The organism is Streptomyces xanthii (assembly GCF_014621695.1).
Lineage (GTDB): Bacteria > Actinomycetota > Actinomycetes > Streptomycetales > Streptomycetaceae > Streptomyces > Streptomyces xanthii.
On record NZ_CP061281.1, the window covers coordinates 2377044 to 2403804 of the forward strand.

Genomic DNA, 26761 nt, shown 5'->3' on the forward strand with positions numbered 1-26761 from the left:
CCTGGACCCGTTTCCGTGTGCGGGCCCTGGGCACGCTCCCTCTATCGCGGAACGCTCGTCGCTCTCCCCCCGGGAAAGGACGCGACGCCATGTCGGAAGCCGCAGCCCGCAGCACCGCCCCCGCCGGCGGCGGGGCCCGTCCCGCTCTCGCCGACTCCCTCGCCTCGCCGCTGCGCGACTGGCTGCCCCGCCAGCGCTGGTTCGCGGGCAAGGGCCTGCCGGTCACCGGGATCGACCTCGACGCGGTGACCCCGCTGCTGCCGGGGGCCGCCCTGCTCCACGTCCTGCTCCGCGCGCACCAGCCGCCCGCGGAGGAGGGCCCCGGAGAGCGCTACCAGCTCCTGATCGGCGCGGACGAGCGCGTGCCACCGGCTCTCGCCCCGGCCGTCATCGGCCACGTCGACCGGGGCCCGCTCGCCGGGCTCACCGTGTACGACGCGCTCCAGGACCCGCGCCGCGCGGCCGTTCTGCTGGAACGTCTCCGCACCCCGGGACCCCTCGGTGACCTGCGCTTCCACCGGGGCCCGCACGGCCGCGTCCCGCCCGGCCTCCCGGCCCGCCCGCTCCGCGCCGAGCAGTCCAACTCCTCGGTCGTGTACGGCGACCGGCTCATCGCCAAGGTCTTCCGCCGCGTCCGCCCCGGCACCAATCCCGACCTGGAACTGCCCCTCGCGCTGGCCCGCGCGGGCTGCACCCGGGTCCCGGCGCCGGTCGCCTGGTTCGAGACGTACGAGAGCGGGGGCGCGGGCGAGCCGACCACCCTCGGCATCCTCCAGCCCTATGTGCGCGGCGCCACCGACGGCTGGGAACTCGCCCTGAGCCGGCTCGCCTCCGGCACCGACTTCACCGCCGAGGCCCGTGAGCTGGGCAGGGCCACCGCCGAGGTGCACGCCGCCCTCGCCGGGAGCCTGCCCACGGTCACGCTGACCCGGCCCCGGACCGAGGAGCTGGCCGCGTCGATGATCCGGCGCCTCGACGCGACCGCCCGCCAGGTGCCCGCGCTGCTGCCCCACGTGCCGGCGCTGCGCGGCGCCTTCGCGGACCTGGCCGTGGGCGCGCCCGTGCGGCGGGCCCAGCGGATCCACGGCGACCTGCACCTGGGCCAGTTCCTGCGCACCCGGTCCGGCGGCTGGCAGCTGATCGACTTCGAGGGCGAACCGTCGCGGCCGCTCGCCGAGCGCCGCATGCCGCACCCTCCGCACCGGGACGTCGCGGGCATGCTCCGCTCCTTCGACTACGCGGCGCGCAGCCACCGCCCGTACGACCCGTCGTGGGCCCGGGCATGCCGCGCGGCGTACTGCGAGGGCTACGCGGCGGCGACGGGCTGCGACCCCCGCGCGGACCCGCCGCTGCTCCGCGCCTACGAGACGGACAAGGCGGTCTACGAATCCCTCTACGAGGCCCGCCACCGCCCCACCTGGCTCGAGGTCCCCCTGGCGGCCCTCTCCGAACTGGCCTCACCGGGCTAGCAGCACACGAAGTGCGCCTTCAGGGGCGCGGGGCCGTATCCCATCAGCGACTCCGTCGCGGGGCACGACCAACGGGCCCCCGGGGACGCACGAAGTGCGCTTGTCAGGGGCGCGGGGCCGTATCCCATCAGCGACTCCGTCGCGGGGCACGACCAACGGGCCCCCGGGGGCGCACGAAGTGCGCTTGTCAGGGGCGCGGGGCCGTATCCCATCAGCGACTCCGTCGCGGGGCACGACCAACGGGCCCCCGGGGGCGCACGAAGTGCGCTTGTCAGGGGCGCGGGGAACTGCGCGACCAGCCACGACGAAACCCGCACCCGGCAACGAGACGAACCCCGACGGCGAGATCCCACCCCAGGACCAGGAGGCCTCCCCCGTGACCCCCCGCCCCGCCCCGGTCCCGCCAGAAGACCGACGACGCCTACTGAACGCCACCCACCACAACCCCCACGCCGTCCTCGGCACCCACAAACCCGCCCCCACCGAACCCCTGGCCATCAGAACCTGGCACCCGTACGCCGAGTCCGTCACCGTCCACCTCCCCGACGGCGCCGCCCCCGTCCCCCTCCACCCGGACGGCGACGGCTTCTTCACCACCGCACTGGACCTCCCCGATCCCCCGCCTCCCTACGAGCTGGAGATCACCTACGCGGGCACGCGCATCCGCACCCCGGACCCGTACACCCTGCTCCCCTCCCTCGGTGAACTCGACCTGCACCTGATCGGCGAGGGCCGGCACGAGCAGCTCTGGAAGGTCCTGGGCGCGCACCCCATGCGTCACCAGAACATCAGCGGCACCCGCTTCACGGTCTGGGCCCCGAACGCCCTCGGTGTCCGCGTGGCCGGGGACTTCAACCGGTGGGACGGAGCCGCCCACACGATGCGCTCGCTGGGCGGGACGGGAGTCTGGGAGCTGTTCGTCCCGGGCCTCGGCGAGGGCGAACTGTACAAGTACGAGATCACCCGCCCCGACGGCACCCGCACCCTGCGCGCCGACCCGCTGGCGACCCGTACCGAGACCCCGCCCGCCACCGCGTCGATCGTGCACTCGAGCCACTACACGTGGCACGACGAGGACTGGCTGCGCACCCGCGCCGCACGGCCGGCGCACGAGGCCCCGTTCTCCGTCTACGAGGTCCATCTCCCGTCCTGGCGCCCGGGCCTGACCTACCGCGACCTGGCCGTCCAGCTCCCCGCGTACGTCGCCGACCTGGGCTTCACGCACGTGGAGCTGATGCCGGTCGCCGAGCATCCCTTCGGCGGTTCATGGGGCTACCAGGTGACCGGCTTCTACGCCCCGACGGCCCGCCTCGGCACGCCGGACGACTTCAAACACCTGGTGGACGCCCTGCACCGGGCCGGCATCGGCGTGATCATGGACTGGGTCCCCGCGCACTTCCCGCGCGACGACTGGGCCCTGGCCGAGTTCGACGGCCGCCCCCTGTACGAGCCCGCCGACCCGCTGCGCGCCGCGCACCCCGACTGGGGAACGCTGGAGTTCGACTACGGCCGCCGGGAGGTCCGCAACTTCCTCGTGGCGAACGCCGTGTACTGGTGCGAGGAGTTCCACATCGACGGCCTGCGCGTGGACGCGGTCGCCTCGATGCTCTACCTCGACTACTCGCGCGAGCAGGGTCGGTGGACCCCGAACGCGGCGGGCGGCCGCGAGAACCTCGACGCGGTCGCGTTCCTCCAGGAGATGAACGCGACGCTGTACCGCCGTGTGCCCGGCGTCGTCACGATCGCCGAGGAGTCGACGGCCTGGGACGGCGTCACCCGCCCCACCCACCACACGGGCCCCACGGGCTTCGGGGGTCTCGGCTTCGGCCTCAAATGGAACATGGGCTGGATGCACGACTCGCTCGGCTACGTCGCCCACGACCCGGTGCACCGCGCGCACCACCACCACGAGATGACGTTCTCGATGGTCTACGCGTACAGCGAGAACTACGTGCTGCCGATCTCCCACGACGAGGTCGTCCACGGCAAGCGGTCCCTCGTCTCGAAGATGCCCGGCGACTGGTGGCAGCAACGCGCCACGCTCCGCGCCTATCTGGCCTTCATGTGGGCCCACCCGGGCAAGCAACTCCTGTTCATGGGCCAGGAGTTCGCGCAGGGCGCCGAGTGGTCGGAGGCGCACGGCCCGGACTGGTGGCTGCTCGACCCGGCGTACGGAGCGGAGCGGGACCACCGGGGCGTACGGGATCTGGTCCGCGACCTGAACGCCACGTACCGCGCGACCCCCGCGCTCTGGGAGCAGGACACCGCCCCGGCCGGCTTCTCCTGGGTCCTCGGCGACGCGGCGCAGGACAACGTCTTCGCGTTCCTGCGCCACGCCACCGACGGCAGCCCTGTCCTGTCGGTCTCGAACTTCTCCCCCGTGCTCCGCCACGACTACGCCCTGCCGGCCCCCGCCGGCTCCTCCACCTGGCACGAGGTCCTCAACACGGACGCCGCCCGGTACGGGGGCAGCGGGGCAGGCAACCCCGGCCCCCTGAAAGCGGACCCCGCCCTGAAGCTGACCCTGCCTCCCCTGGCGACGGTGTGGCTGGCTCCTTAGGCCAACGCGGCCGGCACCTCCCCGGCGTGCAGCACGCCGAGGCGCTGGGTGGCCCGGGTGAGGGCCACGTACAGGTCGCTGACCCCGAAGAGCCCGGGCTCGACGACGAGTACGGAGTCGAACTCCAGGCCCTTGGCCTGCCGCGGGTCCAGCAGGACGACGTCCCGCGTCAGATCGGGCTCGGCTCCGACGACGACGCCGTCGACGCCCCGCGCGACCACCTCGTGGAGCGAGCGGGGCGCGATCACCGCGAGCCGTCCCTCCTCGGGGGCCAGCTCCACGACGGCCTGGGCGACCGCGGCCCCGAGATCGTCGGCCTGCCGGACCCAGGGGGCTACGCCGGTCGATCGCACCGAGGCCGGCGGCTCGTAGCCCGGGATCTCGGCCCGCAGCACTCGCGCCGCGAGCTCCATGATCTCGGACGGTGTCCGGTAGTTGACCCCGAGCCGGGTGTGCTCGTACCGGTCCTCGACGTACGGCGCGAGGATCTCGGACCACGCCCCGACACCGGCCTCCTCGGACGTCTGCGCCGGGTCGCCTACGAGCGTCATGGAGCGGGTGGGCGAGCGCCGCATGAGGAGCCGCCACGCCATCGGGCTGAGCTCCTGCGCCTCGTCGACGATGATGTGGCCGAACGCCCAGGTGCGGTCGGCGGCGGCCCGCTCCGCGGCGCTGCGGTGGTCCTCCTCCTCGTACCAGTCGGCGACCCGGTCCGCGTCGACGATGTCGTGCGCGGCGAGCACCTCCGACTCGTCCTCGTCCTCGAACTCGTAGGTCTCCGAGCCCTTCGACAGGTCGAGCACGCCCTGCGCGTAGGCGATGCGCTCCTGACGGGCGGCCTCGGCGGCGGCGCGCTCGGCGCTGTCGTCGTGCCCGAGGAGTTCCGCGGCCTCGTCGAGCAGCGGCACGTCGGCCGGGGTCCACGGCCGGTCCCCGTCGGCGGGGGCGCGCCGGATCGCCGCCGCGTCGTCGTCCGTCAGGTGCGTGGGCTCGGCGAGGTAGTCGGCCAGGAAGCGCTGTGGCGTGAGCTGCGGCCACAGTTCCTCGATCGCGGCGTGCACGTCGGGGCTCGCGGCGACGGCCTTGCCGAGCTGGGCGATGTCGTCGGGTCCGAGGAAGTTCGGGCCGCCGTAGGGGTCCGCGCCGATCCGCTCGGTGAGCTGGGCGGTGAGCGCGTCGATGACGCGGAACGCGAAGTGCGGGCGGGCGAGGTTGTGCGGCAGCTTGGTGTCGCGGGCCGCCTGCCGGGCCTCGTAGGCGATCTCCCAGTCGAGGACGAGGTCGCCGTCGTCGTGCGGGACGACGATCGGGGCGCCGGGCATGGGCAGTTCCTGCCGGTCGGCGACGGCTGCGGCGAGCGCCCCGGCCATCGCGGCGGCGCCCTTGACGGCGGCGGCGCGCGGGCTGTCGGTGCCGGTGGCGTGGACGCCGGGGAACAGCTCGGCGACGGTGGACAGGAGCACGCCCGTCTCGCCGAGCGCGGGCAGCACCTCGGAGATGTACTTCAGGAACGCCGGGTTCGGGCCGACGATGAGGACGGCCCGCTTGGCGAGCAGTTCCCGGTGCTCGTAGAGCAGGTAGGCGGCGCGGTGCAGCGCGACGGCGGTCTTGCCGGTGCCGGGGCCGCCCTCGACGACGAGCACGCCCTGGTGCGCGTGCCGGATGATGTTGTCCTGCTCGGCCTGGATGGTCTGCACGATGTCGCCCATGCGGCCGGTGCGGGCGCTGTTGAGCGCGGCGAGCAGCACGGCGTCGCCGCTCGGGTCCTCGTACCCGGTCCGCTCGGCGTCTTCGAGGTCGAGGATCTCGTCGTGCAGTTCGGTGACGGTACGGCCGTCGAGCGTGAGGTGCCGGCGGCGCCGCAGCCCCATGGGGGTGTGTCCGGTCGCGAGATAGAAAGGCCGGGCGACGGGGGCACGCCAGTCGATCAGGATCGGCGTGTGTTCGGTGTCGTCGCGGCGAATTCCGATGCGGCCGATGTGGTGCGCCGTACCGTCCTTGAGATCGATGCGGCCGAACGCGAGGGATCCCTCCACGGCATTCAGCGCGGCGAGCAGCCCGGACCGTTCCACGACCAGCAGGTCCCGCTCCAGGCGGGCCTGCTGGCCCGTCCCGACCGGCGTGATCGCGTCCCGGACCGAGTCCGCGGCCTCGCCGCGCAGTTCGTCGACGCGCGCGTACAGCGTGTCGATGAATTCCTGTTCCTTCTGCAATTCTTTCTGCGATGCGGCGGTTTCCCGGCTTGACAAAACGGCTCCCTGCCCGGTACGGTGTTGTTTATTGGCCCCCGGTGAGGGGCCTTTTCTGTGGGCACACAGAAACACCGAATATACCCCGGGCGGGGCACGCATTCCAATCGGTGGGGAAATTCCCCGAGGATTCAGAGGGCCTCCGCCAATTCCTCGAGCAGCCGCCGCTTCGGCCGGGCGCCGACTCGCGACCACACCGGTTCGCCGTTCTTGAAGACCATCAGCGTCGGCATCGACAGCACCCCGTACTTCACCGCGGTGTCCGGATTGGCGTCGACGTCGATCGCCACGACGTCGAGCCGCTCGCGTTCCTCCTCGGCGACGGCCTTCAGCACGGGCGCCAGTTGCTTGCACGGACCGCACCACTCGGCGGTGAACTCCACCAGCACCGGCCGGCCCGCCTTGAGCACCTGCTCGTCGAAGTCCGCGTCGGTCACGTCCCGAAACGCCATCTCTGTCACTCCCCTGGTTCGCTGGGTACTGATGCGTTCAGTACCGATTCGTTCAGTTCGCAGCGCGGCGCGGACTCCTCCGCGGCCAGCGCCTCCATGGCCTCCTCGGCGCGCGCCAGCTGCGCGCCGACCTTCTCCCGTACGGCGCTCAACTCGCCGATCAGCGCGTCGAGTTCGGTGAGCTTGGCCCGGTACACGGCGAGCGACGCCGGACAGGAGTCGCCCTCCGGGTGCCCGGCGCGCAGGCACTCCACGAACGGGCGGGTCTCCTCCAGGTCGAACCCGAAGTCCTGCAGCGTGCGGATCTGGCGCAGGGCGCGCAGGTCCGCCTCGTCGTAGGTCCGGTATCCGTTGCCGCCGCGCCGCGCGGGCAGCAGCCCGCGCGACTCGTAGTACCTGAGCGTCCGCGTGGTCGTACCGGCGCGGTCCGCGAGCTCTCCGATGCGCATGCCCCGACCGTAAACCTTGACGCCGGGGTCAAGGCCAGCGTCCACCGCCGCGGATCATGTACGGAACACCGGAATACCCACGGGCGTCCGGGAATTGGACCGAGAGACCGCACCACACACTGGAGGATCCACGTGACCGCGATCTCCGTCCGCTACGTCGGCGGACCCACGTCCGTCATCGAGACCGGCGGCCTGCGCCTGCTCACCGACCCCACGTTCGACGCCCCGGGCGAGTACCCGGTGGGCTCCCGCACCCTGGTGAAGACAGCCGGCCCCGCCGTCGCCGCCGACGCCATAAGACCGGTGGACGCGGTGCTGCTGTCGCACGACCACCACCCCGACAACCTGGACGGGGCCGGCCGCGCCCTGCTCGCCGACGTCCCGCTGGTGCTGTCCACGGCGGCGGCCCACGAGCGGCTCGGCGCCGAGGTCACCGCCCTGCCCGTCTGGGAGCACGTGGAGCTGCCGCGTCCGGACGGTGGCACCCTGCGCGTGACGGGTGTGCCCGCGCTGCACGGCCCCGAGGGCAGCGAGCCGCTGGTCGGCGAGGTCACGGGCTTCGTCCTGTCCGGCGAGGGCCTGCCCACGGTGTACGTGTCGGGGGACAACGCCTCGCTGGACCGGGTCCGCGAGGTCGCCGCGCGCTTCCCGGCCGTCGACGTCGCCGTCCTGTTCGCGGGCGCGGCCCGCACCCCGCTCGTGCCGGACGCGCCGCTCACCCTCACCAGCGCGGACGCGGCGGAGGCGGCGCGGATCCTGGACGCCCGGCACGTGGTGCCGCTGCACTTCGAGCACTGGGGGCACTTCACCGAGGACGGGGCCGCGCTGACGGCGGCGTTCGCGGCGGCGGGGCTGAGCGAGCGTCTTCACCTGCTCAAGCCCGGGGAGACGTTCCAGCTCTGACCCGTGGGGTCACCGGTCGGAGGGCTCCTCGCGGGGGTCCTCCGGCCAGTCGCCGCGCCCGGCCACGTGCAGGACGAGCGCGGCGATGTTCCACGCGTCGTCCTCGCCCCGGTGGTGCCGCCCCTCCAGCGGCAGCCCGGCCACGTCCAGCGCCTGCGCCATGCCGGGCCGCCGGCGCAGCCCGTGGCTCCCGGTGAAGACGGCCTTGGCGTTGATGTGCGTACGCCCGAAGGGGTAGCGGGCGCCGGGCGCCGCGCACTGCCGCTCGAACTGCTTGCGGTCGTAGTCGCCCCAGCTCGCCCAGGCCCTGGTCCGCGCCGCGTGCTCGTCCCGCAGGATCCGACAGGCCTCCGCGAAGGAGACCCCTCCCGCGACCTGGTCCTGCGTGAGCCCGGTGAGCTCGGTGCAGAACGGGCTGACGCTGGACCGCTCGGGCCGCACCAGGATCCCGTGCCGCGCGATCCGCTCACCGGCCGCCAGGTCCACGACGGTCAGCCCGACCTCGATGATCTCGCTGACGGCTCCGGGCGGCGGCTGTCCGTCCCAGCAGGTGGCCTCGACGTCGACGACGTTGAGGAGGTGCGGGTGGCGTTCCGGCGGCGCGCTGGTCATGCGCGGCAGCGTACGGATCCGTCCCGGGCCCGGGCGAGCGGATTACGGCCAGTCGACCAGGGCCAGGAACACCAGGTAGGCGACGACGATCATGGCGGGAGCCGCGAACGCGAGGCGGGTCCTGCGGGCCGCGAACCGTGCCGCGGCCCTCTCCCGGTGCGGCAGCGCCCATGCGACGGTCAGCAGCAGGACGGCCACGCCGACCAGGAGGAAGAAGACCGCGATCGCCCGGTAGAAACTCGCGTCGAACCGGTCCGACTGAGCGCGCGTGCACGCGTCACAGGCCATCGGCGCGAGCGCCGCGAATCCGAAGGCGCAGTATCCGGCCAGCAGGGTCACCACGCTGGAGAGCAGCGGGGCGAACCACCAGCCGCGGACCACCTCGGAGTGGGGGGCAGGCAGCAGATCGGGGCTCCGTCCGTTCCTCATGCTTCGAGGAAACCTCCGGACGGAGCGCTCCGCCTGAGCCCCCGTACTCAGGGCCTACTCAGCCACGGGGCCTACTCGGCGGCCCCGAAGCTCACCTCCGCGGTGTCCACGGTCCCGCCGCAGCGGCCCGGCGCCTTCTGGAAGCCCCAGTACAGGTTGGTGTGCGCGATGACCAGCTCCGGGGCGGGCGCCCCGAACTGGGTCAGGTCCTCCGTCGTGTGCGCGTCACCGACGAGCGTCACGTCGTAGCCGCGCACGAAGCCGCCGTGGAGCGTCGAGCGGATGCACGCGTCGCTCTGGGCGCCGCTCACGACGAGCCGCCCCACCCCCCGCTCGGCGAGCAGCGCCTCCAGCTCGGTGTCCTCGAAGGAGTCGCTGTAGCGCTTGTGGACCAGCGGCTCGCCCTCGCGCCGGGGCAGCTCGGACACGTACTGCCACGCCTCGCTCCCCTCCTTCAGGCCGCCGTCGTCGGAGTGCTGCACCCAGATCACGGGCACGTCCTCGGTGCGCGCGCGGTCGACGAGCGACGCGATGTTCGCGATGACCTCGTCGCGGCGGGGGGCGCCTTCGACGACCCCGTTCTGCACGTCGATCACCAGCAGTGCGGTGCCGGGCCTGTCGGGCAGAGTGGTCATGGTGCGAGCCTCCTGGTGGGTGGTCCTCGTCGGACGTCCTGGTAGGTCGTTCTCCAACTGCTGCCACCCTAGGCCGCCCCACTGACAACAGCCCCGGGATGTCTTCCTCAGCCCTGGCCCGCGAGCACCGGTTCGCCCGGTTCTCCGGCCTCGGCCGGCGTCTGCTCCCCGTCGGCGTCCTGCGCGGCGCCCCGCCCCTTGCGCGGCAGCAACGCCCCCACCAGCACGGTGCCCACGCCGAGGATCACCGCCCCGACGACGCTCGTGTGCGCCACCGCGTCCGAGAACGAGGAGCCCACCGCGTCCGCCATCTGCCGGGCGCCGTCCGCGAGTTGTCCCGCCTGCGCCTTCAACTGCGCGGCCTGCTGCGGGTCTCCGGCGGCCGCCGCCTGCCCGGCGAGCTTGTCGGCCTGCGCCCCGATCTGCCGCGCGACCGCGTACCCGGCGCCCACCGAGTCCTGCGCGGTGGCCAGCGCCTCTCCGGGCAGCTTCGTCCCGGCGGTGGCGTCGGACAGCTGCGAGGAGTACGAACCGGCGAGCACAGAGCCCAGGATCGCGATGCCGAGCGAGCCGCCGAGTTCGAGGGAGGTGTCGTTGACGGCTCCGCCCACGCCGAGCTCGGCCTCCGGGAACGCTCCCATGATCGCGTCGGTGCAGGGCGAGAGCGCGAGCCCGATGGCGAGCCCGAGGATCACGAGCGGCAGCACGAAGTCCCCGTACGAGGATCCGGCGTCGACGCGCGTCAGCAGGGCCAGCGCGGTGGTGCCGCCGACCATGCCCGCGGTGACGGTGATCTTCATGCCGATGCGCGGGGTGAGGTACCCCGTGAGCGCGGACCCGACGAACACGGCGCCGGCCAGCGGCAGCATCCGTACGCCGGTCTCCAGGGCGTCGTAGCCGAGCACGAACTGGAGGTGCTGGGTCAGGTAGTAGAACGCGCCGAAGACGGCCAGGAAGAAGAGGGCGACGGCGAGGTTCGACCCGGCGAACCGGCGGTTCGCGAACCGGCGCACGTCCAGCACCGGCCGCGGGTGCCGCAGCTCCCACAGCACGAACGCGACGAGCGCGACCCCGGCGACCACGGCCGCGCCGACGGCCTTCACGCCCCAGCCGAAGTGCGGCCCCTCGATGATCATGTAGACGAGCGCGCCGACCCAGACCACGGACAGCAGCCCGCCGACGTAGTCGATCCGGTGCTGGTGGGCCGCCTTGGACGGCGGAACGAGGACGAGCGCGCCCACGATCGCGAGCACGGCGACCGGCACGTTGATGAGGAAGGTCGAGGCCCAGCCGTGGTCCCGCAGCAGCGCGCCGGCGACCAGCGGCCCGGCCGCGATGGCCAGCCCCGCGGTCGCGGTCCACAGCACGATCGCCTTGGCCCGCTCCCCCTTGGGGAACGTCGCGGCCAGCAGCGACAGCGTGGCCGGCATGATCATCGCCGCGCCGACGCCCATCACGGCGCGAGCGGCGATGACCCCGGTCCCGCTGTCGACGAGCGACCCGGCGACCGCGCCACCACCGAACACGACCAGGCCGAGGACCAGCGCCCCGCGCCGGCTGTACTTGTCGCCGATCGCGCCGAGCAGCAGCATCAGGGCCGCGTACGGCACGGTGTAGCCGTCGATGACCCACTGCAGGTCGGCGCTGGTCAGACCCAGGTCCTGCGTCATGTCGGGTGCCGCGACGGTCAGCGCCGTGTTGGCCATGACGATGATCAGCAGGCTGAGGCAGAGCACGAGAAGCGCCCACCAGCGGCGGGCGTACGGCCGGTCCATCGATTCGACCGGCTCATTCATGACGAGACGCATGGCGGGCAGCCCCTCCCGGAAGCAGAGATCACGCGGCGCATCACACTGCACACCGCTGTGCAATTACACACTGCTGTGCAATCTACGCCCTTGCACAGCGGTGTGCAAAACGATGGCGCCCGCTCCGCCTCGCGAGGGCCCGTGCACAATGAACGGCGTGACTTCCGTACGAGCCGACGCCAACCGCCGCCGCATCCTCGACGTCGCGCTCGCCGAGCTGCTGCGCGACCCGGACGCCTCCATGGACCAGATCGCGCGCGCGGCCGGCGTGGTGCGCCGCACGGTGTACGGACACTTCCCCAGCCGGGACGCACTCGTCGGGGCCCTGGTGGACGACGCGGCCCAGGCGGTCGCGGCCGCGCACCTCGCGGGCCGTGAGGGCATCGAGGACCCGGCGGAGGCGGTGGCCCACTCGATCGTGGCGATCTGGCCGATCGCCGACCGCTACCGCCTCCTGGTCCACCTCGCCCAGCGCAGCGTCACGATGGAGGGCATCCGCGCCCGCCTCGCCCCGGTCCGCGAGGTCTGCGCCCAGCTCATCGAACAGGCCGTGGAGAAGGGCGAGTTCGTCTCGCCGCTCCCCGCCGCCGCGTTGGCGTACGTGCACGAGCAGGTCCTGTTCGGCCTGATGGAAGCCGTGAACGACGGTGCCCTCCCGGCTAAGGACGCCGGCCGCGCGGCGGTCGTCGCCGTGCTCTCCTCGGCGGGCTACCCCGCGCGGGAAGCGGAGCGCCTGGCCGACAGCGCGGCCCGCTCCCTCTAGGACCGCATCGGACCTACATCGCGCCTGTCGTCCCTCTCCACCAGGCCGGCAAAACCGTTCGGCCGGCGAGGCCCGCCACGGGAGGACGACCCGATGTCCGAATTGACGCCCCGGCGGAATTGCCCGTAAACGCAGAAAACCCCGGACCGTGTCCCGGTCCGGGGTTTTCTTCAAAATTTGTTCGGCGGCGTCCTACTCTCCCACAGGGTCCCCCCTGCAGTACCATCGGCGCTGTGAGGCTTAGCTTCCGGGTTCGGAATGTAACCGGGCGTTTCCCTCACGCTATGACCACCGAAACACTATGAAACTGACAACCGGAGTCGTGGCCTATGACTACGACGGTCGTTCGTGGTTTCAGAACCAACACAGTGGACGCGAGCAACTGAGGACAAGCCCTCGGCCTATTAGTACCAGTCACCTCCACACCTTGCGGTGCTTCCAGATCTGGCCTATCAACCCAGTCGTCTACTGGGAGCCTTACCCCATCAAGTGGGTGGGAATACTCATCTCGAAGCAGGCTTCCCGCTTAGATGCTTTCAGCGGTTATCCCTCCCGAACGTAGCCAACCAGCCATGCCCTTGGCAGAACAACTGGCACACCAGAGGTTCGTCCGTCCCGGTCCTCTCGTACTAGGGACAGCCCTTCTCAATATTCCTGCGCGCACAGAGGATAGGGACCGAACTGTCTCACGACGTTCTAAACCCAGCTCGCGTACCGCTTTAATGGGCGAACAGCCCAACCCTTGGGACCGACTCCAGCCCCAGGATGCGACGAGCCGACATCGAGGTGCCAAACCATCCCGTCGATATGGACTCTTGGGGAAGATCAGCCTGTTATCCCCGGGGTACCTTTTATCCGTTGAGCGACGGCGCTTCCACAAGCCACCGCCGGATCACTAGTCCCGACTTTCGTCCCTGCTCGACCCGTCGGTCTCACAGTCAAGCTCCCTTGTGCACTTACACTCAACACCTGATTACCAACCAGGCTGAGGGAACCTTTGGGCGCCTCCGTTACCCTTTGGGAGGCAACCGCCCCAGTTAAACTACCCATCAGACACTGTCCCTGATCCGGATCACGGACCGAGGTTAGACATCCAGCACGACCAGAGTGGTATTTCAACGACGACTCCACAACCACTGGCGTGGCCGCTTCAAAGTCTCCCACCTATCCTACACAAGCCGAACCGAACACCAATATCAAACTGTAGTAAAGGTCCCGGGGTCTTTCCGTCCTTCTGCGCGAAACGAGCATCTTTACTCGTAGTGCAATTTCACCGGGCCTATGGTTGAGACAGTCGAGAAGTCGTTACGCCATTCGTGCAGGTCGGAACTTACCCGACAAGGAATTTCGCTACCTTAGGATGGTTATAGTTACCACCGCCGTTTACTGGCGCTTAAGTTCTCAGCTTCGCCAGGACGAATCCTGACTAACCGGTCCCCTTAACGTTCCAGCACCGGGCAGGCGTCAGTCCGTATACATCGCCTTACGGCTTCGCACGGACCTGTGTTTTTAGTAAACAGTCGCTTCTCGCTGGTCTCTGCGGCCACCCCCAGCTCAGAGTGCAAGACTCATCACCAGGAATGGCCCCCTTCTCCCGAAGTTACGGGGGCATTTTGCCGAGTTCCTTAACCATAGTTCACCCGAACGCCTCGGTATTCTCTACCTGACCACCTGAGTCGGTTTAGGGTACGGGCCGCCATGAAACTCGCTAGAGGCTTTTCTCGACAGCATAGGATCATCCACTTCACCACAATCGGCTCGGCATCAGGTCTCAGACTATGTGCCAGGCGGATTTACCTACCTGACGTCCTACACCTTTACCCCGGGACAACCACCGCCCGGGATGGACTACCTTCCTGCGTCACCCCATCACTCACCTACTAACCGCTTGGGCCGGCGGCTCCACCACTCCGAACCACGTCAAAGACGAGGACGGCGGTTTCACGGCCTTAGCATCACGATGCTCGATGTTTGACGCTTCACAGCGGGTACCGGAATATCAACCGGTTATCCATCGACTACGCCTGTCGGCCTCGCCTTAGGTCCCGACTTACCCTGGGCAGATCAGCTTGACCCAGGAACCCTTAGTCAATCGGCGCAAACGTTTCTCACGTTTGTATCGCTACTCATGCCTGCATTCTCACTCGTGAACCGTCCACAACTACCTTCCGGTGCTGCTTCACCCGGCACACGACGCTCCCCTACCCATCACAGCGGGCGTTGGCCCTATTGCTGCAATGACACGACTTCGGCGGTACGCTTGAGCCCCGCTACATTGTCGGCGCGGAATCACTAGACCAGTGAGCTATTACGCACTCTTTCAAGGGTGGCTGCTTCTAAGCCAACCTCCTGGTTGTCTCTGCGACTCCACATCCTTTCCCACTTAGCGTACGCTTAGGGGCCTTAGTCGATGCTCTGGGCTGTTTCCCTCTCGACCATGGAGCTTATCCCCCACAGTCTCACTGCCGTGCTCTCACTTACCGGCATTCGGAGTTTGGCTAAGGTCAGTAACCCGGTAGGGCCCATCGCCTATCCAGTGCTCTACCTCCGGCAAGAAACACACGACGCTGCACCTAAATGCATTTCGGGGAGAACCAGCTATCACGGAGTTTGATTGGCCTTTCACCCCTAACCACAGGTCATCCCCCAGGTTTTCAACCCTGGTGGGTTCGGTCCTCCACGAAGTCTTACCTCCGCTTCAACCTGCCCATGGCTAGATCACTCCGCTTCGGGTCTTGAGCGTGCTACTGAAACGCCCTGTTCGGACTCGCTTTCGCTACGGCTTCCCCACACGGGTTAACCTCGCAACACACCGCAAACTCGCAGGCTCATTCTTCAAAAGGCACGCAGTCACGAGGCAAGCACAAGTGCTCGCCCGACGCTCCCACGGCTTGTAGGCACACGGTTTCAGGTACTATTTCACTCCGCTCCCGCGGTACTTTTCACCATTCCCTCACGGTACTATCCGCTATCGGTCACCAGGGAATATTTAGGCTTAACGGGTGGTCCCGCCAGATTCACACGGGATTTCTCGGGCCCCGTGCTACTTGGGTGTCTCTCAAACGAGCCGCTGATGTTTCGACTACGGGGTCTTACCCTCTACGCCGGACCTTTCGCATGTCCTTCGCCTACATCAACGGTTTCTGACTCGTCCCACGGCCGGCAGACCGTGGAAGAGAGATCCCACAACCCCCCAAACGCAACCCCTGCCGGGTCTCACACGTTTGAGGTTTGGCCTCATCCAGTTTCGCTCGCCACTACTCCCGGAATCACGGTTGTTTTCTCTTCCTGCGGGTACTGAGATGTTTCACTTCCCCGCGTTCCCTCCACACTGCCTATGTGTTCAGCAGCGGGTGACAGCCCATGACGACTGCCGGGTTTCCCCATTCGGAAACCCCCGGATCAAAGCCTGGTTGACGACTCCCCGGGGACTATCGTGGCCTCCCACGTCCTTCATCGGTTCCTGGTGCCAAGGCATCCACCGTGCGCCCTTAAAAACTTGGCCACAGATGCTCGCGTCCACTGTGCAGTTCTCAAACAACGACCAACCACCCATCACCCCGAACCAGTAGATTCGAGTGCACTGGGGCCGGCACTGAAGGCGACCTTGCGGCCGTACCTTCAGACACCCAACAGCGTGCCCGACACCCTCGCCTCTCCATCTCGCTTTCCACGCCGAAGCAGTACTCGCGACCAGAGCAGGTCAAGTGTGCCGAATAATCAACGTTCCACCCATGAGCAACCACCGTCGAACGTTTGCCGACGTAATGGCCCTGGACCACCAAGCAAGCTTGGCGGCCTAGATGCTCCTTAGAAAGGAGGTGATCCAGCCGCACCTTCCGGTACGGCTACCTTGTTACGACTTCGTCCCAATCGCCAGTCCCACCTTCGACAGCTCCCTCCCACAAGGGGTTGGGCCACCGGCTTCGGGTGTTACCGACTTTCGTGACGTGACGGGCGGTGTGTACAAGGCCCGGGAACGTATTCACCGCAGCAATGCTGATCTGCGATTACTAGCAACTCCAACTTCATGGGGTCGAGTTGCAGACCCCAATCCGAACTGAGACCGACTTTTTGAGATTCGCTCCACCTTGCGGTATCGCAGCTCATTGTATCGGCCATTGTAGCACGTGTGCAGCCCAAGACATAAGGGGCATGATGACTTGACGTCGTCCCCACCTTCCTCCGAGTTGACCCCGGCGGTCTCCTGTGAGTCCCCATCACCCCGAAGGGCATGCTGGCAACACAGAACAAGGGTTGCGCTCGTTGCGGGACTTAACCCAACATCTCACGACACGAGCTGACGACAGCCATGCACCACCTGTACACCGACCACAAGGGGGGCACTATCTCTAGTGCTTTCCGGTGTATGTCAAGCCTTGGTAAGGTTCTTCGCGTTGCGTCGAATTAAGCCACATGCTCCGCTGCTTGTGCGGGCCCCCGTCAATTCCTTTGAGTTTTAGCCTTGCGGCCGTACTCCCCAGGCGGGGAACTTAATGCGTTAGCTGCGGCACCGACGACGTGGAATGTCGCCAACACCTAGTTCCCACCGTTTACGGCGTGGACTACCAGGGTATCTAATCCTGTTCGCTCCCCACGCTTTCGCTCCTCAGCGTCAGTAATGGCCCAGAGATCCGCCTTCGCCACCGGTGTTCCTCCTGATATCTGCGCATTTCACCGCTACACCAGGAATTCCGATCTCCCCTACCACACTCTAGCTAGCCCGTATCGACTGCAGACTCGGGGTTAAGCCCCGAGCTTTCACAATCGACGTGACAAGCCGCCTACGAGCTCTTTACGCCCAATAATTCCGGACAACGCTTGCGCCCTACGTATTACCGCGGCTGCTGGCACGTAGTTAGCCGGCGCTTCTTCTGCAGGTACCGTCACTTTCGCTTCTTCCCTGCTGAAAGAGGTTTACAACCCGAAGGCCGTCATCCCTCACGCGGCGTCGCTGCATCAGGCTTTCGCCCATTGTGCAATATTCCCCACTGCTGCCTCCCGTAGGAGTCTGGGCCGTGTCTCAGTCCCAGTGTGGCCGGTCGCCCTCTCAGGCCGGCTACCCGTCGTCGCCTTGGTGAGCCACTACCTCACCAACAAGCTGATAGGCCGCGGGCTCATCCTTCACCGCCGGAGCTTTCAACCCACCACCATGCGGTGGCGGGTGTTATCCGGTATTAGACCCCGTTTCCAGGGCTTGTCCCAGAGTGAAGGGCAGATTGCCCACGTGTTACTCACCCGTTCGCCACTAATCCACCCCGAAGGGCTTCATCGTTCGACTTGCATGTGTTAAGCACGCCGCCAGCGTTCGTCCTGAGCCAGGATCAAACTCTCCGTGAATGTTTCCCCGTAATCGGGGTGACACCACGAGAGCGGAACCAGAGGGAGGAATAATCCCTCGGTTCACAGCGTCCTCGCTGTGCGCCTACCGGACAGTGCCCGGCAGGACTTTTTCAAAGGAACCTCGTCCCAGCCGAATGGCCGGAGACGGGGTATCAACATATCTGGCGTTGATTTTTGGCACGCTGTTGAGTTCTCAAGGAACGGACGCTTCCTTTGTACTCACCCTCTCGGGCTTTCCTCCGGGCGCTTCCCTTCGGTCTTGCGTTTCCGACTCTATCAGACCGTTTCACCGGCCGATTTCCTCGGGGTCTTGCTGGTCTTGCTTTTTCGCTTTCCGGCCTTTCGGCCTTCCTGCGGTGTCGACTCTATCAGATCCTTTCGGGCCTGATTCCCAGTCAACTGGTTTGTCTTCGCGGCTGTTGGGCCGTTCCGACGTCCCAAACATTAGCGGAACCGCTGGGCAATTCCTAATCCGTCCGACCGAATTGAATTCGGGCACGCCGAAATCAACCCCGCCAGGGGATCGCGCTGGTGTTTGGTTGCCGCGTGAGCGGCGGAGGTGCTGCCGTGGACCGTGTGGCGGCCCGGACAACTCGAAGGACCTTACGCCACTACGGCTGGTAGTACAAACCGAGGGGGCGGCCGCGTGGGGACGCTCAGGCGCCGACCGGCTCCTTCTCCAGCGTCGGTCCGCCGTCGCGCGGGGCCGGGACGTCGTCCTGGCCGGCGGTGTCGTCGGAGTCGAGCAGGGTGCGCTCGTCGAAGGGGAGCTCGCCGGCGAGGACGCGGCGGACGCGGTCGCGGTCGACCTCGCCGGTCCAGGTGCCGATGAGCAGGGTGGCCACCGCGTTGCCCGCGAAGTTGGTGAGGGCGCGGGCCTCGCTCATGAAGCGGTCGATGCCGATGATGAGGCCGACGCCGTCGACCAGGCCCGGCTTGTGGGACTGGAGGCCGGAGGCGAGGACGGCGATGCCCGAGCCGGAGACTCCGGCGGCGCCCTTCGACGCGATCATCATGAAGAGGAGCAGGCCGATCTGCTGGCCGATGCTCATGGGCTGGTCCATCGCGTCGGCGATGAAGAGGGACGCCATGGTCAGATAGATCATGGTGCCGTCGAGGTTGAACGAGTAGCCGGTCGGGACGGTGATGCCGACGACCGGGCGGCTGACGCCGAGGTGCTCCATCTTCGCGATGAGTCGGGGCAGCGCCGACTCGGACGAGGAGGTGGACAGGATCAGCAGGAATTCGCGGCCCAGGTACTTGAGGAGCGCGAAGATGTTGAAGCCCGTCGCGAGGCGGAGGATCACCGCGAGGACGACTCCGACGAACAGCGCGCAGGTGACGTAGAAGCCGATCATGATCGTGGCGAGGGCCTTGAGGGCGTCGATGCCGGTCTCGCCGATGACGGCGGCCATGGCGCCGAAGGCGCCGATCGGGGCGGCCCACATGATCATGCCGAGGACACGGAAGACGAGCTTCTGGATGTGCTCGATGCCGCGCAGGACGGGTTCGCCGGAGCGGCCCATGGCCTGGAGGGCGAAGCCGACGAGGAGGGCGACCAGGAGGGTCTGGAGGACCTCTCCCTGGGTGAAGGCGGAGACGAGCGTCGTCGGGATGATGCCGAGGACGAAGTCGGTGGGGCCTTCGGCGGCGTCCTTGGCGGCGGTCTGGCCGACGTCCTTGGTGGCTTCGGTGAGGTGCATGCCGGAGCCGGGGTCGAGGATGTTGCCGACGACGAGGCCGATGGCGAGGGCGACGGCCGACATCACGATGAAGTAGCCGAGGGCGAGGCCGCCGACCTTGCCGATCTTGGCGGCCTTCCGTACGGAGCCGACGCCGAGGACGATCGTGCAGAAGATGATCGGGGAGATCATCATCTTGATCAGGTTCACGAAGCCCGTGCCGACGGGCTTGAGCTCCTTGGCGAAGTCGGGTGCCGCGAAGCCGACGGCGATGCCGAGCAGTACGGCGACGATGACGGCGATGTACAGATAGTGGGTGCGGTCCCGCTTGGCGGGGGCCTGCGGTGCGGCTGCGGGCGGGGGCGGGGTCGCGGTCCCGTTCTCGGTGTCGGCCACGGTTCCTCCTGACGACGGCGTCGGGGTGCTGGGGGCGTACGGGTCGTGCGAGGTCGCGCGGGGTTCTTCGGGTGGAGGCCCGGTCGGCGTCGGGTCTCGCGGTGCGCCTCTGCCTCGGTGCACGTACGTACAGGCCGTGCGGCTCACGTCCTGCGGATCCCGGTGACTATCTCCCAGGCCGTGAGGGCCGTCACCCTTCCGTTCATTTAGTTCGCACTTATACGAACAGGCACACTGGCGTCATGTGCCTCCCCCGTCCTCGCAGCCTGGCCGGCCAGCTCTTCGCGATGCAGGTCGTGCTGGTCGCGGTCGTCGTGGCCGGGTGTGCGCTGTTCATGTACGTCAGCGACCGGGGGCAGGCGGAGGACGCGGCGCGGCGGCAGGCGACGGCGGTGGCGCGGTCGGTGGCCGACGCGGGGTCGGTGCGGGAGGCGATCACCGGGGGCGGGGATCCGACGGTGCGGTTGCAGCCGTACGCGGACGAGGTGCGGGGGCACACCGGGGTCGACTTCGTGACGATCATGGATCCGGCGGGGATCCGGTGGACGCATCCGGACGAGGACCGGATCGGCGAGCGGTTCCTGGGGCACATCGGGCCGGCTCTGAAGGGGCGGACGTTCTCGGAGACGTACACGGGGACGCTGGGAGCGTCTGTGCGGGTGGTGACGCCGGTGTACGCGGTGCGGGACGGACGGAACCAGGTGGTGGGGCTGGTCAGTGCCGGCATCACGATCGACGAGATCACGGCGCAGGCGCGGGGGCAACTGCTCGCGGTGGCGGGGGTGGCGCTGGCGGCGCTGGTGCTGGGCGGCGTGGGGACGTACGTGATCAACGCGCGGCTGCGGCGGCACACGCACGGGATGAACTCGACGGAGCTGAGCCGGATGCACGCCTATCACCAGGCGGCGCTGCACGCGGTGCGTGAGGGTCTGGTGATGCTGGACGGGCAGCGGCGGGTGGCGCTGATGAACGACGGGGCGCGGGAGCTGCTCGGGGTCGGGGCCGGGGACGCGGCGGTGGGGCGGTCGGTGGCGGAGCTGGGGCTGCCGCGGGCGTTGACGGGGGCGCTGCTGGCGGCGGAGCCGCGGGTGGACGAGGTGCATCTGACGGCGGACCGGGTGGTGGTCGTGAACACGTCTCCGGTGGCGAGCGGGGAGCGGCGGGGCACGGTGGTGACCTTGCGCGATCACACGGAGCTGCAGGCGGTGATGGGTGAGCTGGACTCGGAGCGGGGGTTCACGCAGGCGCTGCGGTCGCAGGCGCACGAGGCGGCGAACCGGTTGCACACGGTGGTGTCGCTGATCGAGCTGGGGCGGGCGGACGAGGCGGTCGAGTTCGCGACGGCGGAGCTGGAGCTGGCGCAGGCGCTGACGGATCAGGTGGTGGGGGCGGTGAGCGAGCCGGTGCTGGCGGCGCTGTTGCTGGGCAAAGCGGCGCAGGCGAACGAGCGCGGGGTGGAGCTGATGGTGTCGGCGGACACGCGGATCGACGACGGGCTGCTGCCGCGGGCGGTGCCGGCGCGGGACCTGGTGACGGTGCTCGGCAATCTGGTGGACAACGCGGTGGACGCGGCGCAGGGGTCGCCGGGCGCGCGGGTCACGGTGACGGCGCTGACGGCGGGCGAGGAGCTGGTGCTGCGGGTCGCGGACAGCGGGCCCGGGGTGGATCCGGCGCACGCGGACGATGTCTTCGAGCGCGGCTGGTCGACGAAGCCGGCGGGGCCCGGTGGTCGTGGCCTGGGTCTGGCGCTCGTACGGCAGGCGGTGGCGCGGGGCGGCGGCGTGCTGACGCTGGACCGCTCGGCGGACGGCGGGGCGGAGTTCACGGTGCGGTTGCCGCTGGGCGGGGCGAGGCCGGGGTCCGCGGCGTCGGACGAGGGGGTTCCGGGGCCGCGGGGCGGCGGCGCCGACGGGGCTCCGCGGGAGGCGGGCGCGGAACGGTCGGGGTCGGTGGCCGGGCGCGGTGACGCGGATGCGGCGCAGAGAGGCGGGCGGCGATGAGTGCGGACGGGGCCGGGATCCGGGTGCTGGTCGTCGAGGACGATCCGGTGGCCGCGGACGCGCACGCGTTGTACGTGGACCGGGTGCCCGGGTTCGTGACGGTGGCGCGGGCGCAGACGGCGGCCGGGGCGCGGCGGGCGCTGGAGCGGACGGCGGTGGATCTGATCCTGCTGGATCTGCATCTGCCGGACGGGCACGGGCTGGCGCTGGCGCGGTCGCTGCGGGCGGCGGGTCATCGGGCGGACGTGATCGCGGTGACGTCGGCGCGGGATCTCGCGGTGGTGCGGGAGGGGGTGTCGCTGGGGGTGGTGCAGTACGTGCTGAAGCCGTTCACGTTCGCCACGCTGCGGGACCGGCTGCTGCGGTACGCGGAGTACCGGACGTCGACCGGTGAGGCGGCGGGGCAGGACGAGGTGGACCGGGCGCTGGCGAACCTGCGCTCCCCCGCGCCGGCGGCGCTGCCGAAGGGGTTGAGCGCGCCGACGCTGGAGCGGGTGACGCAGGCGGTGCGGGACGCGGGCGCGGACGGGGTGACGGCGGCGTCGGCGGCGGAGACGGTCGGTATCTCGCGGATCACGGCGCGGCGCTATCTGGAGCATCTGGTGGACGCGGGGCGCGCGGCGCGCAGTCCGCAGTACGGGCAGGTGGGGCGACCGGAGCTCGTCTACACGTGGGTGCGGGGGGCCGGGGCGCCCCATTGACCTCGAATTCTTCGGAAATCGGGCGGTCGTTTTATTGCATGTGATTGTTTCGCCGAATGGGCCAATAAAGGGGTTATCTCCAACTCGTTGCCTCAGTCGCCTGTTCAGGGGCTGATCCGGTGAACATCCGCACGCCCTACGCACTTTGCACGAATGGCTGATTCCATGCCGGGAATCAGCTGCCCTAAATTGCGGGCCACAGATAAGGCCGACATCAATTCGCACACCGTGCGGGGCCTCATCCCGCATTACTTGTTCTCGAACCCACGCTCGGCCTTGTGCTCGCACAACAGGGAGAACGCATGATCAAATCCGTACGCCGCGGTGACGCCTCGGTCGGGGCCGAGGGCAGACGCACGAGGGGCCGCCGCAATCTCTCGGTGGCACTCCTCACCACCACGCTCGCCGGCGCGTTCACGGTGCCGATGACAGTGGTCGCTCACGCTGCGCCCGACTGTACGACGAGCACCAACCCGCCTATCTTCCGCACCCTGTCCGGCAGCAACTTCGAGATCGACACCAGTGCGAACCTGAGGGTCAACGGCACGGGCGACTGCATCGACTGGCGCAGCAGCAGCACGAACACACTGCGCTCCGGGGTTCTGAAGAAGGCCGACAGGCCGAGCGGCAGCAACGACAACTCCTTCACCATGGGCTCGTCCGAGAACGACCCGGACCCGAAAATCACCACCGGTTCGATCCCGCCGAACAAGAGCGACCTGACGAACTTCGGCGTCTATACGGAGACGAACACCACGCCGAAGTTCCTCGAACTGTTCTGGACGCGGCTGAACAGCCCGTCCGGCACCACGAATATGGACTTCGAGCTGAACCAGAAGTTCTGCGACCCGACGGCGAGCCCGACGAACTGTGCGAACAACGGCGACAAGGAGACCGCGACCCCGGTCCGCACCGCAGGCGACAAGCTGATCACCTACGACCTCTCCAGGGGCGGCACCGTCCCGACCATCTCCATCCGCACCTGGTCCGGCTCGGCCTGGGGCAGCCCGACCGTCATCAGCGGCGGCAACAGCCCGCAGGCTCTGGGGTCGGTCAACTCCGCCGCGATCCCCGCCGGCGAGGCCGCGGGCGTCGGCACGCCGGCCGGGGCCGGTCTGGACCCGTTCACGTTCGGCGAGGCGTCGATCTCGTTCGACGCGCTCTTCCCGCCGGGCAGCAGCTGCACCTCGTTCGGCTCCGTCTACGCCAAGAGCCGTTCTTCGGACTCGTTCACTGCCGAGCTGAAGGACTTCATCGACCCCGAGAAGGTGCAGATCAGCAACTGCACCTCGCTGACCACCAACGCGACGGCGACCGCCCCGATCGAGGACTCGATCACGGACAGCGCCACCCTCGCCGGGGGCAACAACCCGACCGGAACCATCACGTTCCGCGCCTTCGACGCGGCCGGGTGCGCCGCCGGTGACCAGGTCTTCACCAGCACCGTCCCGGTGGACAACGGCAACGGCACCTACACCTCGGAGCCGTTCACCCCGACCGCCGTCGGCACGTACTACTGGACGGCCCAGTACAGCGGTGACGCGAACAACTCGCCGTCCGCCAGCGCCTGCGGTGACGACAACGAGTCGTCCGAGATCAAGAAGGCGAACGCGTCGATCAGCACGCTGCTCTCCGACTCGTCGATCACGATCGGCGGCTCGGCGTCCGACACGGCGACGCTGAACAACGCGACCGCGGACGCGGGCGGCACGGTCACGTACTCCGTGTACTCCAACATCGCGTGCACCGAGGGTCAGCGTGACGCCGGCACGGTGAATGTCACGGACGGGACCGTCCCCCCCTCGAACTCGCTGGACTTCCCCGAGACCGGCACCTTCTACTGGCAGGCGCACTACAGCGGCGACGCCAAGAACGAAGAGGCGCTGAGCCCCTGCGAGTCCGAGCCGCTGACCGTGGGCAAGGCGGGCGCGGACGTCGACACCGCCCAGGAGTGGACCCCGCAGGACTCCGTCACGGTCAACGCGACGGCCGGCGGCACCCCGACCGGTGACGTCACGTTCAAGCTGTTCGGTCCGAACGACGCGGACTGCTCCACGACCCCGAAGTACACCGAGACGGTGACGCTCGACGCCGACGGCAAGGCCAAGACGTCCAACGACACCTTCGTGGTGAACAAGGCCAACGCCGGTCAGTACCGGTGGAAGGTCATGTACAACGGCGACGACAACCACGACACAGCCCTCAGCCAGTGCGGCGTGGAGAACTCCACCCTCACGGTCACGGACTCGAACGCCTAGTCCAGCGGCACAGGTAGTCCCGTGAGGGGCCGGCCTCCCTGTTCACCCAGGGAGGCCGGCCCCTCCGTAGATTCCTACGACATGTGACGCGGTGCGAACAGACCGTAGCCATCCGACCCCTCCGCACCTAGCGTGTGCCCGTGCACCCAAGCGATTCCGCTCCGCCGTTCAACGCCCCCGCGGCCCGTCGCCTCCGCGAGGCGCTCGGGATGGCGCCGGGCCATGTCGCGTACGGCATGCGCGCCCAGTACGGGCTCGCGTACGTCACGCCGGACACCGTGATCGCCTGGGAGCGGGGTGACGCGGCGCCCACGGCGGTCGAACTCACCGCGCTCGCCGGCGCGCTGTGGTGTTCGCAGGCCGAGCTGATCGGGGAGCCGCGGACGCTGCGGGAGCACCGGCTCGCGCTCGGGATCGCGCCGGAGGACGTGGCGCGGGAGATCGGCGTCGACATCCACGCGTACCTGCGGATGGAGGAGACCGGCGAGTGGCGGGGCAACGAGCGCCAGTCGGAGGCGCTGGCCCGGGTGCTCCGGCTCGCGCCCCGCGCCTTCGCGACGGTGACCGGGCGGGACCAGCTGCTGGCGAACCTGCTGCGCAGCGCGGTGACGGCGCGCTGGCAGGGCCAGCTGCGGACGGTGTCCCGGCTGGTGCCGGTGCCGCGCCGGGAGCTGGAGGACGTGCTGCAGGAGATGCACCTGGAGTACCAGGCGCTGATGGCGGCCACGCTGACCTGGGGCGGCGGGTCGTCGCCGGACTCCGGTGGGGCGGGGCGGGAGTTCCTGGAGGGGATCCTGGACGAGTTCTGGTCCAGGATCGCCGCTCCGTGACTCCCTGAAATCGAGCGCCGCAGGCCCTAGAAGACCGACTCGGCCTCGTCCATGCGGTCCTTGGGGACGGTCTTGAGCTCGGTGACGGCCTCGGCGAGGGGCACCATGACGACGTCGGTGCCGCTCAGTGCGGTCATGCGGCCGAAGACGCCCTGGTGCGCGGCCTCGACGGCGTGCCAGCCGAAGCGGGTGGCGAGGACGCGGTCGTACGCGGTGGGGGTGCCGCCGCGCTGGATGTGGCCGAGGATGACCGGCCGGGCCTCCTTGCCGAGGCGGTGCTCCAGCTCGCGGGCGAGGGCGGTGCCGATGCCCTGGAAGCGCTCGTGGCCGAACTGGTCGATCTCGCCCTTGCCGTAGTTCATGGTGCCCTCGGCGGGGTGGGCGCCCTCGGCGACGCAGATGACGGCGAACTTCTTGCCGCGGGCGAAGCGCTCCTCGACCATGGCGACGAGGTCGGCGGGGTCGAAGGGACGCTCGGGCAGGCAGATGCCGTGGGCGCCGCCGGCCATGCCGGACTCGAGGGCGATCCAGCCGGCGTGCCGGCCCATGACCTCGACGACCATGACGCGCTGGTGCGACTCGGCGGTGGTCTTGAGGCGGTCCATGGCCTCGGTGGCGACGCCGACGGCGGTGTCGAAGCCGAAGGTGCGGTCGGTGGAGGAGATGTCGTTGTCGATCGTCTTGGGGACGCCGACGACGGGCAGCCCGGCGTCCGACAGCATGCGGGCGGCGGTCAGCGTGCCCTCGCCGCCGATCGGGATGAGCACGTCGAAGCCGATCTCCTCGGCGAGGGCCTTCGCGTTCTCGCAGGCGGCGCGGAACTTGTCGCGCTCCAGGCGGGAGGAGCCGAGGATGGTGCCGCCCCGGGCGAGGATGCCGCTGACCGCGTTGAGGTCGAGGGGTCGGTAGCGCCCCTCCAGGAGTCCCGCGTAGCCGTCCTCGAAGCCGAGCACCTCGTCGCCGTAGTGCGTGACGGCGCGGTGCACGACCGACCGGATCACTGCGTTCAGGCCAGGGCAGTCGCCGCCTGCGGTCAGAACTCCGATACGCATCGTGCTGTGTCTCCTGCTCGCTGCTGGTACGTCTGAGAGCCACGCCGATTGTTCCACGGCCCGGCGGCTGTCGCGTTCGTGCCGGGCGGGGAAAGGCGCTTCGGCACGGGACGAGGGGGCACGAGGTCCCTGACTTCGGGGGCCTTTTCCGGCGGGCGGTGTAGCCGCGG

General features: G+C 68.9%; 17 protein-coding genes and 3 rRNA genes. 8 read left to right on the forward strand and 12 right to left on the reverse strand.

The genetic code is table 11. The features are described from left to right. The first annotated feature begins 89 nt into the window (after positions 1-89). Entirely contained in the window at positions 90-1469 is a 1380-nt protein-coding gene (locus tag IAG42_RS10675; RefSeq protein WP_188336786.1) for a maltokinase N-terminal cap-like domain-containing protein, read from the forward strand. Between the two features lie 376 nt (positions 1470-1845). Next, positions 1846-4029 carry a 1,4-alpha-glucan branching enzyme gene (gene glgB, locus IAG42_RS10680; protein ID WP_223205939.1) on the forward strand — a complete coding sequence of 728 codons (2184 nt, stop codon included), beginning with the start codon at positions 1846-1848 and terminating at the stop codon, positions 4027-4029. On the opposite strand, the gene IAG42_RS10685 is transcribed toward glgB, so the two are convergent. The 3 genes from IAG42_RS10685 to IAG42_RS10695 form a co-directional block, all read right to left on the reverse strand. Then, entirely contained in the window at positions 4026-6242 is a 2217-nt protein-coding gene (locus tag IAG42_RS10685) for a HelD family protein (RefSeq protein WP_188336787.1), read from the reverse strand. The two genes, glgB and IAG42_RS10685, sit on opposite strands and share 4 nt — an antisense overlap. A gap of 167 nt (positions 6243-6409) precedes the next feature. Further along, entirely contained in the window at positions 6410-6730 is a 321-nt protein-coding gene (gene trxA, locus IAG42_RS10690) for a thioredoxin (RefSeq protein ID WP_188336788.1), read from the reverse strand. Between the two features lie 5 nt (positions 6731-6735). Continuing rightward, positions 6736-7179 carry a MerR family transcriptional regulator gene (locus IAG42_RS10695; RefSeq protein WP_188336789.1) on the reverse strand — a complete coding sequence of 148 codons (444 nt, stop codon included), beginning with the start codon at positions 7177-7179 and terminating at the stop codon, positions 6736-6738. A gap of 141 nt (positions 7180-7320) precedes the next feature. Between IAG42_RS10695 and IAG42_RS10700 the strand changes: the two genes are divergently transcribed. Beyond that, complete coding sequence (locus IAG42_RS10700) at positions 7321-8082, forward strand: MBL fold metallo-hydrolase (RefSeq protein WP_384628751.1); 762 nt, start codon at positions 7321-7323, stop codon at positions 8080-8082. Positions 8083-8091: 9 nt separating this feature from the next. On the opposite strand, the gene IAG42_RS10705 is transcribed toward IAG42_RS10700, so the two are convergent. From IAG42_RS10705 to IAG42_RS10720, 4 genes are all read right to left on the reverse strand, one after another. Then, positions 8092-8694, reverse strand: coding sequence for a 3'-5' exonuclease (locus IAG42_RS10705; protein WP_188336791.1), 603 nt, complete (start codon positions 8692-8694; stop codon positions 8092-8094). A gap of 42 nt (positions 8695-8736) precedes the next feature. Beyond that, positions 8737-9123 carry a hypothetical protein gene (locus IAG42_RS10710; RefSeq protein ID WP_223205940.1) on the reverse strand — a complete coding sequence of 129 codons (387 nt, stop codon included), beginning with the start codon at positions 9121-9123 and terminating at the stop codon, positions 8737-8739. Between the two features lie 71 nt (positions 9124-9194). After that, positions 9195-9758 (reverse strand): cysteine hydrolase family protein, encoded by a 564-nt coding sequence (locus IAG42_RS10715; RefSeq protein WP_188336792.1) that lies wholly within the window; start codon positions 9756-9758, stop codon positions 9195-9197. A gap of 107 nt (positions 9759-9865) precedes the next feature. Beyond that, positions 9866-11566 (reverse strand): MFS transporter, encoded by a 1701-nt coding sequence (locus IAG42_RS10720; RefSeq protein WP_223205941.1) that lies wholly within the window; start codon positions 11564-11566, stop codon positions 9866-9868. A gap of 148 nt (positions 11567-11714) precedes the next feature. On the opposite strand from IAG42_RS10720, the gene IAG42_RS10725 reads away from it, so the two are divergent. Further along, a complete protein-coding gene (locus IAG42_RS10725) occupies positions 11715-12329 on the forward strand; it encodes a TetR/AcrR family transcriptional regulator (protein ID WP_188336793.1) in 615 nt (204 codons plus the stop codon). Positions 12330-12508: 179 nt separating this feature from the next. On the opposite strand, the gene rrf is transcribed toward IAG42_RS10725, so the two are convergent. From rrf to IAG42_RS10745, 4 genes are all read right to left on the reverse strand, one after another. Next, positions 12509-12625: ribosomal RNA gene (rrf, locus tag IAG42_RS10730) — 5S ribosomal RNA — on the reverse strand. Positions 12626-12713: 88 nt separating this feature from the next. After that, positions 12714-15834: ribosomal RNA gene (locus tag IAG42_RS10735) — 23S ribosomal RNA — on the reverse strand. A 309-nt stretch (positions 15835-16143) separates the two neighbouring features. Then, positions 16144-17669 (reverse strand): 16S ribosomal RNA (locus IAG42_RS10740). The 16S, 23S and 5S rRNA genes sit together here, the layout of an rRNA operon. Before the next feature lie 659 nt (positions 17670-18328). Then, positions 18329-19750 carry a cation:dicarboxylate symporter family transporter gene (locus IAG42_RS10745; RefSeq protein WP_188336794.1) on the reverse strand — a complete coding sequence of 474 codons (1422 nt, stop codon included), beginning with the start codon at positions 19748-19750 and terminating at the stop codon, positions 18329-18331. A gap of 242 nt (positions 19751-19992) precedes the next feature. Between IAG42_RS10745 and IAG42_RS10750 the strand changes: the two genes are divergently transcribed. The 4 genes from IAG42_RS10750 to IAG42_RS10765 all read left to right on the forward strand — a co-directional run bounded on the left by IAG42_RS10750 (position 19993) and on the right by IAG42_RS10765 (position 25539). Further along, entirely contained in the window at positions 19993-21750 is a 1758-nt protein-coding gene (locus IAG42_RS10750; RefSeq protein ID WP_188336795.1) for a sensor histidine kinase, read from the forward strand. Beyond that, positions 21747-22451 (forward strand): response regulator, encoded by a 705-nt coding sequence (locus tag IAG42_RS10755; protein WP_188336796.1) that lies wholly within the window; start codon positions 21747-21749, stop codon positions 22449-22451. Before IAG42_RS10750 ends, IAG42_RS10755 begins: the two co-directional genes overlap by 4 nt. Before the next feature lie 302 nt (positions 22452-22753). Then, complete coding sequence (locus tag IAG42_RS10760; RefSeq protein ID WP_188336797.1) at positions 22754-24709, forward strand: Ig-like domain-containing protein; 1956 nt, start codon at positions 22754-22756, stop codon at positions 24707-24709. Between the two features lie 134 nt (positions 24710-24843). Next, positions 24844-25539: a helix-turn-helix domain-containing protein gene (locus IAG42_RS10765; protein ID WP_394811207.1), complete on the forward strand. Its 696-nt coding sequence runs from the start codon at positions 24844-24846 to the stop codon at positions 25537-25539. 26 nt (positions 25540-25565) lie between these two features. Here the strand turns inward: IAG42_RS10765 and IAG42_RS10770 are convergent, their stop codons facing one another. Beyond that, on the reverse strand, positions 25566-26591 hold the full coding sequence (locus tag IAG42_RS10770) for an ATP-dependent 6-phosphofructokinase (RefSeq protein ID WP_188336799.1): 1026 nt from the start codon (positions 26589-26591) through the stop codon (positions 25566-25568). Positions 26592-26761 lie beyond the last annotated feature (170 nt).